This window comes from Microcoleus sp. AT9b-C3, from assembly GCF_036705485.1.
Taxonomy (GTDB): Bacteria; Cyanobacteriota; Cyanobacteriia; order Cyanobacteriales; family Microcoleaceae; genus Microcoleus.
In genome coordinates this window covers 65,933-77,509 of the sequence record NZ_JAUBUR010000010.1, presented here as the reverse complement: position 1 = coordinate 77,509, position 11,577 = coordinate 65,933, and the positions used below count along the sequence as shown (strand labels likewise).

The 11,577-nt window shown below is 42.5% G+C and carries 2 protein-coding genes; both read right to left on the bottom strand.

The features are described from left to right. Nucleotides 1-66: 66 nt before the first annotated feature. Nucleotides 67-5,877: an AAA family ATPase gene (locus tag QUB77_RS11765; protein WP_333170435.1), complete on the bottom strand. Its 5,811-nt coding sequence runs from the start codon at nucleotides 5,875-5,877 to the stop codon at nucleotides 67-69. 173 nt (nucleotides 5,878-6,050) lie between these two features. Beyond that, nucleotides 6,051-11,417: an AAA family ATPase gene (locus tag QUB77_RS11760; protein ID WP_333170436.1), complete on the bottom strand. Its 5,367-nt coding sequence runs from the start codon at nucleotides 11,415-11,417 to the stop codon at nucleotides 6,051-6,053. Nucleotides 11,418-11,577: the final 160 nt, after the last annotated feature.

The window sequence follows — 11,577 nt, the reverse complement described above, 5'->3', positions numbered from 1 at the left end:
GGGTGTAAAAAACTTTCAATTTTCCAGAAAAATTCCAAAATTGGCTATAAATTATCCAGCTAATGCTCAACAGGGCAGTGAAATTATAAATTCTGTACCGCGACCTAAAGTTGAGTTGACTTCGAGCATACCAAAGTGTTGATCAACTACAATTAACCGTGCGATTGCCAATCCTAATCCCGTTCCTTTCCCTACGGCTTTCGTCGTAAACAAATGATCGAATATTTTCTCTTTGACTGATTCACTCATACCCTTTCCATTATCAGTAATGGTAATTTTTACCTGGTTATCTTCTAGTGAGGTTGTAATTGTAATGCGGTTGGGATTCGCCTGAATTTCCGCAAAACTTCGACCAGTATTTGATTCATCTAACGCATCGATCGCATTGGCTAGAATGTTCATAAACACCTGGTTAAGCTGTCCGGGGAAGCATTCGATCGCCGGAATATTGCCGTAGTATTTCACTACTTCAATGGCGGGTCGCTCATCGTTCGCTTTCAATCGATATTTGAGAATTAAGAGCGTACTATCTATGCCCTCGTGGATGTTGAAGGGCGCTTTATAGTCTTTGTCAGCTCTAGAAAAGGTGCGGAGCGAAGTGCTGATACTTTTAATGCGATCGCATCCCAGTTTCATGGAGTCAATCATTTTAGGCCAGTCTTCGATGATATAGTCTAAATCGATATCTTCGGCATGGTCTGCAAGCTCTGTTTCTGAGGCGCGAGATCGATAGAGATTGAGATGCTCCACTAAGTCTTGCACGGTTTGCTGGGTTTCATTCAAATTGCCCCAAATAAAGCCGACGGGGTTATTGATTTCATGAGCAACACCTGCTACCAGATTTCCGAGTGATGCCATTTTTTCGCTTTGCACCATTTGCAGTTGGGTGTTTTGCAAATCTGCCAGAGTCTGTTCGAGTTCCTGTGATTTTTGAATCACACCTGCTTCTGCTTGCTTGCGATCGGTAATATCAATCAGCATTCCATCCCAAACGGTTTCTCCGTCTTCTCTACGTTCTGGCTGAGCAGCGGCTTTCACCCATTTCACTTTCCCACTGGGAGTAATAATCCGCCACTCATGTTGAAATGGGGTGAGCGTTTGAGCGGACTCGATAACTGCCCGAAACCCCTCTGCTCGATCGTCGGGATGTTCAAAATCGCGTAGGCTGTATTTTCCTAGCATCACATCCTCTGCCGCCACTTCATAGAGTGTTTGACATCCAGAACTGACGTAGGGCACTGAAGCAGAACCATCGGCTTGAATCCGAATCTGATAAATCAAGCCAGGCACGTTATTGGCAAGTTTCTGAAAGCGGGCTTCACTATTCTTTAACTCTTCCAAAGACTCTTCTAGCTGTTGAGCATAGTTCTGAGATCGCTCGTAAAGTCGAGCATTTTCTAAGGAAATCGCCGCTTGAGCGCAGAGTAAGTTAAGTAGTTCAACGCGATCGCTGGTAAACGCCCCCGTTGCTAAATTATTCTCTAGATATAAAATGCCCATCAACTTACCTTGATGCAAAATCGGGCTACACAAGATACTCTTCGGCTGCTGACGCATGATGTATGGGTCATTGGCTAAAGTAGGATCGGTCGTCGCATCAATCAGTACAACAGTTCGCCTATCGTGCTTGACTTTGTAAATTAGCTTCAGAGGAATTTCTTGACTGTCTTCAACCAGAAGGCGCTGCAACACGACTGGCTCCATCCCCACGCTAATTGACCCTTTGATTAGCAGGCGCGAGTCTTGCAAGAGCATTAACACGCATTTATCAGCCCCCGCATTTTCGATGACGATTCTCAGCAACGATGCCAGCAGTTTTTCCAATTCGATTTCGGCAGAAAGAGTTTGGGAAGCTTTGAGAATCGCAGCTAAATCTAAAGCTACAGAGACACTGCTACTGCTGGAACTGGGAGAACTGGTGGAGGTGACACTTCCCAATGTGAAGATAGTTTCGTGAGGGGAGAGGGGAGAACGGGTTTGCTGGAAAAGGGGAGCCAGTAGTTGAGGATAGCGTTTTTCTAAGTCGGCGACTTTGGCTTTAGCGCCCCAACGAGCATAGCCATAGTAGGCGTTTGTCATGTATTCCTGGGCAATGCGCTGTTTACCCCAGTCGAGGTAAAAGTTGGCGGCTAGTTCATTGGCCAGTGCTTCTTCTTGGATGTATTCGTTGGCTTTGGCTCCAGAAATTGCCTTGTCGTATAGCTCACTTGCTTCTGCTTTGTGTCCTAACACTCGACATTTTTCTGCCTTGATTAAGTCAACTTTATGTTGGTGATTCATGGGGGCATGATGCGCCCATTGAGTAATATTCGTTTGATGAATTTCCATCCTGCTAAGAGTGTTTGCTTGCTCAATTTCTGACTCCATAGAGCATAGTGCCAGGTAGGTTAAGCCAGCATAGAAATGAAAAACAGGAATTTGAATCATTCCTGTCGCTCCCATCAAATAGCGGTTAGCTTGGGTAAGGTAGTCTAGGGCATTGGTGTAGTTGCCAAAAATATAGGCAAGCATCAGTTTATAGATATAAACAACAGCAAGGACAGTGAGTTCGTTATTTTGATACTGCTTAGGAAACATCACAGTTTCATCGTAGGCAGTACCGATTAATAAATCCGGTTGCTTGACAATTTCCGTCAAGTTCTGCGCCGTCTGTTGTGTTGCCTTTAGGTAAGCCAGAGGAGAATCTTGCTTCAGAGTCGCTAAGACAACACAGTAATTTTTTATTTCTAGTACCCAATCGTCCAGAGCCACTCCACCGAATAGATGATCGTAAAAACAAATAGCTATACTGTAGCCAGCATTGAGGAAATCACCTGTTTCCATCCCCGCTAAATAGCTATCTTTGAGAGTTGGTATTACTGCCCTCAGTGGTTCTTGACGATGCTGGAGGAAAGCGCCAAAAAACAGTAAAGCGGAGGACTTAAATTCCCGTACATTCAACTGATTGACTAAGTTCAGTGCCAATCGCCCGAAATCATAACCTGTTTTTACTTCTCCTAAAAAAGCAGATAACACCAGGCCATAACCTACATATCCGATTGTTGATGCGGGCGCATTTCCAAATTGGAGAGATAGACTCACCATTGTCGAGCAATACAGAGGTAGCAAGGCAGGAGAGGCTGAAAAAATCGCTGAAAACAACATGGCTAATAGTTGCATCGCTGCAATTGTCTCTGAGTCGCTCATCGCAGGGAGGTTAATCAGTTCTGAAATCTGTTTACCCTGAAGGCGAGCGCCAAGGGTTTGTAGTGCTTTGCCTGTCAACGCTTCATCAGGTTCAGATGAGAACTCAACCCCCAATTCTACCAGCGCATTTTTGCCGACAGATATTGCTTCCAACATCTGACTCTGCGCTGTCAGTGCGCTGATTTGGATCTCATAAATTTTCACTCGGTGTAGTATGGTTTGAGCGGATCGCAACACCAGTGCTGCCATCTGTTCCATTTCCTCAAAGTCACCATTCAAATAGGCAACTTCAGCCGATGCCACATACAGATTCAAAGTTAATTCATACTGATGTTGCCAGCAGTTAGCTGTCAGTAACTCAATTCCAGTTTGTAAATAAACTCTTGCTGCGGCGTAAGCTGTGGAATTTCTCGCCTTCACTCCAGCTTGTAAATTTAGTTGAGCTAATGCTTGCCGTTCTCTTGATTGAGCAATTAACTCCATTCCTAAATTCAAATGCCCTACAAGATCGAACAGTTTTTCCTCAAGCTGAATCTCCGATAAATTTTCGAGCAGTAACCGTCCAATTTTGAGGTGAGTTGCTGTTTTTTGCTCATCGGGAATCAGAGAATAGGCAGCTTGTTGGACGCGATCGTGTAAAAATCGATAAGTCGGATTAGCAGAATCATTAAAAACTTCCTCGCTATCAGATTGCGTAAAGAACTTATAGATTTCGGTAGTAGGAATTACCAAACCTTCTTGCAAGGCTTTCCATAAAGCTGTGGCGCTACTGTCTGCTGATTTCTCACTGACAATTGCTATGGTATTCAAATCAAACTGCGCCCCTATACAAGCCGCTAGTTTGAGACTATCCTGAGTTTCTGGTGGCAATTTCTGTAATTGCAATGCCATGAATTCAACGACATCATCAGTAATTGCTAAGGCCTTCACTTGGGCAATATCGCATTGCCAATATTGAATCTCGCAATCAAAGCTAATTAACTTGTCATCATGTAATGCTTTGAGAAACTGAGTAGCAAAAAAAGGATTACCTTGAGTTTTTTGAGAAACCAATTTTGTTAAAGGCTGGGCTAGAGATGATTCACAATTCAGTGTATCTGCCACCAACTGATTCATATCAGGTTGCCTTAAGGGTGGTAAAGTAATTGTATTCACCGTTGCCCCAGTTTTGACAATTTCATCCACTGTTAAAATGAATGGATGTACGGGGGAGACTTCATTATCTCGATACGCACCTAATATTAATAGATACCCAGCATCTTGCATCAATAATTTAAGCAAGTTCAGTGATGCGGAATCTGCCCATTGCAAGTCATCTAAAAACATGACTAATGGATGTTCTTTACTGGTAAACACTTGCACAAATTTTGGCAATAAGAGATTAAAGCGATTTTGGGCGGCTGTTCCCGATAATTCAATGGCGGCTGGCTGTTTACCGATAATATTTTCTAACTCAGGAATTACGTCAATTAAGACTTGTCCGTTGTCTCCTAATGCAGTTAATATCTGGCTTTTCCATGTTTCTAATTGCCAATCTGATTCGGATAGCAATTGCCCCATTAAATCGCGGAATGCTTGCACAAAGGCGCTAAAGGGAATGTTGCGCTGAAATTGGTCATATTTCCCTTTGATAAAATAACCCCTTTGCCGCACAATGGGTTTATGAACTTCGTTGACGACGGCGGTTTTCCCAATTCCCGAAAAACCTGCTACTAGCATCATTTCGGTGCTACCTGTGCTGATTCGCTCAAAGGCAGCTAATAGGTGATTAACTTCTTTTTCTCGACCATAGAGTTTGTCGGGGATGAGGAAGCGATCGCATATATCCCGCTTTCCTAATTCAAAGCTTTCAATTTTTCCAGTTTCTTGGCACTGCTGCAAACACTTTTCTAAGTCATGTTTCAATCCCCTGGCACTTTGATAGCGCTTTTCCGCATTCTTCGCCATCAGCTTCATGACTATATCCGAAACCACCTGCGGGATTTCTTTGCTGTTTATTGCAGGAGGTTTTTTCGCAATATGGCAGTGCACCAACTCCATCGGGTCGTCACATTCAAATGGCAGTTTTCCTGTCAGCAGTTCGTACAAAGTAACTCCCAGAGAATAAAAGTCAGTGCGGTAGTCGATGCCTCGGTTCATTCTTCCGGTTTGTTCGGGAGAAATATAGGCGAGGGTTCCTTCTAAGACGTTGGGATTTTGAATTTCTTGAGTTTCTCTCGGCAGTAGGGAGGCGATGCTAAAGTCTATGAGTTTAATTTGTTTGGTTTTGGGATGAATCAGAACGTTAGCTGGCTTAATATCTTTATGAATGACTCTATTTCGGTACAGTCCGTCAAGGATCTCAGTTATTTGAATGGCAATTTCCAATATTTCTGCTAGAGTCAGCGAGGCTTCTTGGGCGTAGTCTCGCAGAGAAATACCGCCAAAATCCTCCATTACTAGGGCATAGCTGTGGCGATAGGATTCCAAATTGTAGGGTTCAACGACTCCCAGCAGACGTAGGTTTTTGGCGATGGTGTACTGGTTGCGGAATTGCAGCAGTTCGCTGAAGCTGGGATAGTCTCGATTTAATAGTTTAATGACAACTGGAAGCCGATCTGTTTCTCGGATGGCTCGATAAACTACGGTTCTCGAACCGCAGTATAATTGCTCAACCAGATGATATCCGGCAATTCGGTTTGTCAAATCCACTGCGGTACTCCTCTGGATTATTCCATCTCAGACATTGACTCTTGTAACTAAGTATACACTTTTCTTTGTCGAGTCTGAGGAAAATAGAACTGCGATATCCCCAGGCAACAGACTCTACCGCTTGTATTGTTTTTCACTTTAGAATAGAAAGATGGCGCTCTATCAAGATAGTCTTATCCTTTCATTGGCAATAAAATTGTAAACTCCGTCCCTTCTCTCAATACAGAATTTACCTCGATTGTACCGCCGTGTTTCTCAACTACAATCTGCCGTGCGATCGCCAAACCCAATCCCGTGCCTTTCCCTACTTCCTTGGTAGTAAATAACTCATCAAAAATCTTTTCTTGCACCGTTTTACTCATGCCCACACCGTTATCTTTAATGGAAATTATCGCTTGTTTTTTGTCCACAAAAATGTCTGTTTTAATGGTAATTTCATTAACAATTTCTGCATAATCTCGTCCTTGATTTGATTCCTCCAAAGCATCGATCGCATTACCTAACAAATTCATAAATACTTGATTCAACTGTCCGGCATAACACTCCACTTGTGGCAAATTACCGTATTCCTTAATCACTTTGATTTCTGGACGAGTTTCGTTAGCCTTGAGGCGATGTTTCAGGATCATAATGGTGCTATCGAGGCCATCGTGGATATTACAAGCTACGGGATAGTTAGTATCAGCACGGGAGAATGTTCGTAGACTGGTACTAATATCCCGAATCCGCTTCACCCCTTCCCGCATCGAACTGACTAATTTCGGTAAATCTTCCCGGATGTAGTCAAGATCGATGTTCTCGATTTCCTCTTGAATCTCTGGATCGAGTTGGGGATATTTTTGTTCATACAAATCGAGCAATCCAAACAAATCTTTGATATAATCTAAGGCTGGTTGAATATTACCCACCAGAAACCCAACCGGATTATTAATTTCGTGAGCAACCCCAGCCACTAAGTTTCCCAAGGCTGACATTTTTTCGCTTTGAACTATTTTTATTTGTGCTTGTTTGAGATCGGTTAATGCTTGTTGAGATTCTTTATACAAACGGGCGTTTTCTAAGGAAATAGCAGCTTGAGAAGCCAGCAGATTTAGCACTTCAATGCGATCGCTAGTAAACGCGCCTACGGTCAGATTATTTTCCAGGTATAAAACTCCTATCAACCGCCCTTGATTAAGAATTGGAATACACAGAACACTTATCGGCTGGTGCTGTTCAATATAGCGATCGCTCGCAACCTGGGAACTTACCCTAGCATCAACTATTACCAAAGGTTTCAAACTACGCTTGACAGTGTTAACCAAACTAATTGCTACATCCTGACTTGATTCTAGAGGCATTGATGGTAATAGCTGAGGTTCCTGTCCCTCTGCTACAAGAGCCACTACCTGTAAATACTGTTTTTGTTTGATCAATAAGACACACTTAGTGGCGCCAGCATTCGCGATCGCTATTTTTAAGAGAGTAGTCAGGAGTTTATCTAGTTCAATCTCGCCCGAAATGGCTTGAGAGGCTTGGATCAGAGTAGGCAAATCGAGAAATTCCGAGTTGCTGCTAGAAGAGTGAGTAGAAGTAATCGTTCCCCGGGCGATCGTTTCCTTAAAGGAACTAAAGGATTGAGGTTGCTGAAGGATTATACCGAGTAGGCGAGGGTAACGTTTTTCCAAATCGTCTATTTTGGCTTTAGCTCCCCATCGGGCATAACAATAATATGCTTCAATCATGTAGCCTTGAGCTACTTTTTCTTTGCCCCATTCCAAGTAGAATTTCGCTGCTAGTTCGTTGGCAAGGGCTTCATCTTGAATAAAATCACTTTTGCTGGCGGATGCGATCGCGCGATCGTACAGTTCAATTGTAGCTAATTTATCTCCAGAAACACGCGCCATTTCTGCTGACACTAGTTCATAGGCAGGGCTAAAATTATCCGGGCAGTTTTGCACCCAAACCGCTAATTGCTGTTGATAGGCTACCAATCTTTGCCACAAGTCAGATTGTTTTACATTTAAACTTTGATGATAACTCTGACACAACAACAGAGCATAGATGAAGCGATGTCTGGCATAAGGAAGTAAGCCCTGCGGAGCAACATTGACAATCTCATCTTCAGCTTTCTGGGCATATTCTAAAGCTTCATGGGGGCGATCGTAGAGATAAAGAATTTGGCTTTTGAGAATATGATAAATACAGATAACTTGCCAGTTTTTATGGCTTCGGCAGCGATCCAGATACTCAGCTTCTCTAATTTCCGACCAAGTTATCGTTCCTGTCAAGCTCGATACAAGCATTTGACCACCAGTCAGTAGATCGATAGCCCATTGATTTTTTTGATTTTTACTAAAAGCCAGAGAGTGATTAATTTCTGCCTCTAGTTGCTTCAGTTCTACTCCTTGATAAAAATGACAGTACATATGGTGTCCAAAAGCATAGGCAGCATATTGTAAATTACTTGATTCCAAACCAATTTGATATGAAATTTGGTAATCTTTGCTGGCTACCTTGAGAGGATGAGACCAATGGCGGAGAGAACTACCAATCATTAAATAGGCTACACTTTCGGCTGAAGAATTATTAAATCTTGGCATTAATTGCAGCGTTAAATCGATTAACTCACCTGTGTTTTGATAGTTATTTAAAGCATAACCACGTAAGCCACCGTAAGCTGGGTAAATATAGCCCACTTCAGGAGTATTACCATATTGCAAACACAGATTAACAGCCTTGGCACAAATGACTGACCACAGACGCTGGTGCGATCGATAGGTGGGGGGACCCATAGCAATAGCTAACTTTGTCGCCATTTTTTTCTCAGGATCGGTCATCATCGGTAAATCACTGAGAGAAGCGATCGCTCGGCTTTCTAAAATGGCTTGAGCTGTGGCAATTTCGCGATCGCGCACCAACTCAAAATCATCATCAGTAATATCAATTCCCAACAAAGATAAAGCCTGAAGTCCCGCAGCAATAGCTTTTGGATATTCAGCCAGTAGGGTGTATTGAATAATTGCCAAATTGTAAATTTCCGCCTTGTCTAGGGGTGTCTTTGCCTGTGCCAGAGTGCGAACACTCCAGATTTTGGACTCTTCAATATTGCCCTTCAAATACTCAACTTCAACCCGTTCTTTGTGGAGCGCAAAGCATAAGTCATATTGAGTATTCCAACTGTCTTCTCCCAATAATTCCATGCCAGTAGTCATATACTCGCAGGCAGCAGCATAGGCGGTGGAAGTTTTAGCTTTTCGTCCGACCACTAAGTTTAATTTGCTCAATTTTTCCTTTTCTTGTGTATCGTTTAATAAGTACCGACCACGATTTAGTTGGTTGACAATATCGAAGATAATTTCCTCACGATCTGCCAAAACAGTATTTTTCAAAAGTAGTTGACCGATCTGTAGATGTGTGGCTTGCTTGCGCTCGTCGGGAATCAACAAATAGGCAGCTTGTTGAACGCGATCGTGTAAAAATCGATAAGTTGGATTAGCTGAAGCCTTGAAAACTTCATTACTATCCGATTGGGTAAAGAACTTATAGATTTTGGTCGTGGCAATCACCAAACCTTCCTGCAATGCTTTCCATAAAGCCGTCGCCGTCATTCCAGCCGATTTCTCACTGACAATTGCTAACGTATTCAAATCAAACTGCGCTCCTATACAAGCCGCTAATTTGAGAACATCCTGAGTTTCTCTGGGCAACTTCTGCAATTGCAATGCCATGAATTCAACGACATCATCAGTGATCGCTAAGGTTTTGACTTGGGCAATGTCACACTGCCAATGCCGAATATCCCAATTAAAGCTAATTAGCTTATCGTCATGTAATGCTTTGAGAAACTGAGTGGCAAAGAAAGGATTACCCTGAGTTTTTTGATACACTAATTTTGTCAAAGGTTCGCCAAGAGATGATTCGCAATTCAGCGTATCCGCCACCAACAAATTCATATCCGGTTCGCTTAACGGTTGCAAAGTAACCGTATTCACTGTTGCCCCAGTTTTAACTATCTCATCCACTGTTAAGATAAATGGATGCACGGGGGAAACTTCATTATCTCGAAATGCCCCCAATACTAATAAATATCCTGTATCCCTCATCAATAATTGTAGCAAATTCAGGGAGGCTGAGTCCGCCCATTGCAAGTCATCCAAAAACATCACTAAAGGATGTTCTTTGCTCGTGAGAACTTGCACGAATTTCTGCATGAGCAGATTAAAGCGATTTTGGGCGGCACTTCCTGACAATTCTGTTGCAGGAGGTTGAGCGCCAATTATCCGTTCTAACTCAGGAATCACGTCAATCAATACTTGTCCGTTGTCTCCCACGGCTGCTAAAATTTGGGTTTTCCATGTTTGCAGTTGGGTATCCGATTCTGATAGCAATTGACCCATTAAGTCGCGGAAGGCTTGCACAAAGGCACTGAAGGGAATGTTGCGTTGAAATTGATCGTATTTGCCTTTGATAAAATAACCGCGCTGACGGACAATGGGTTTATGAACTTCATTGACAACGGCGGTTTTCCCAATTCCAGAAAAACCTGCTACTAGCATCATTTCCGTTGCTCCCAGGCTGACTCGCTCAAAGGCAGCTAATAGTTGCTCAACTTCTTTTTCTCTACCGTAGAGTTTTTCGGGGATAGTAAAGCGATCGCATATATCTCGCTTTCCGAGTTCAAATTTTTCTATCTTGGCTGTTTTTTGTAACTGAAATAAACAATTTTCTAAATCGTGCTTGAGTCCTAATGCACTTTGATAGCGTTTTTCGGCATTTTTCGCCATCAGCTTACTGACAATTTTCGATAAAATTAGGGGAACTTCTGGATTTATTTGATGGATTGGTATCGAGTGTTTAGCAAGATGGCAATGCACCAATTTCATCGGATCGTCAGAGATAAATGGCAACCTTCCTGTCAACAATTCATAAAAAGTCACACCCAGGGAATAAAAGTCACTACGATAGTCAATGCCTCGATTCATCCGTCCTGTTTGTTCGGGAGAGAGATAGGCTAATGTTCCTTCTAAGATATTGGGATTCTGGATTTCTTGGGTTTCTCGTGGTAGGAGGGATGCAATACTAAAGTCAATTAGTTGAATTTCTTTGGTGTCGGGATTAATGAGAATATTAGCGGGTTTAATATCTTTGTGAATGACTCGCTTTTGGTATAGATAGTGAATAATGTCTGTTAGTTGTATGGCGAGTTGGAGAAATTCTGCTAAAGGTAAAACTTGAGACGGTTCGGTTTCATTTGTTGCGGTTTTGAGATAAGTAGATAGGGAGACTCCGCCAAAGTCCTCCATTACTAGAACATAGCTATTCTGGTATACTTCCAGCGTCAGGGGTTTGACGAGGTGAGGGAAGTCGAGATTTTTGGCAATGGTATATTGATTGCGAAACTGGACGAGCTCGTTGAAGGTGGGGTATTCGTTTCGCAGTAGTTTGATGACGACTGGATATTGGTCACGGGTACGGATACCTCGATAGACTAGGGTACGTGTACCTATATAAAGTTGCTCTGTAATCTCATAACCTGACAAAGTGGCGATCCTATCCATAACTTATTGACCCTTGATTATACAACAGTTAAATTAAAACATTCCATTCTATTGTATTTTATTATTTGACAAAGATAGCGATCGCAAACTCTGCACCCTCGCTAGGGACAGAATTAACTGTAATTTTTTCCCGATGTTTATCAATTATTATTTGACCGAA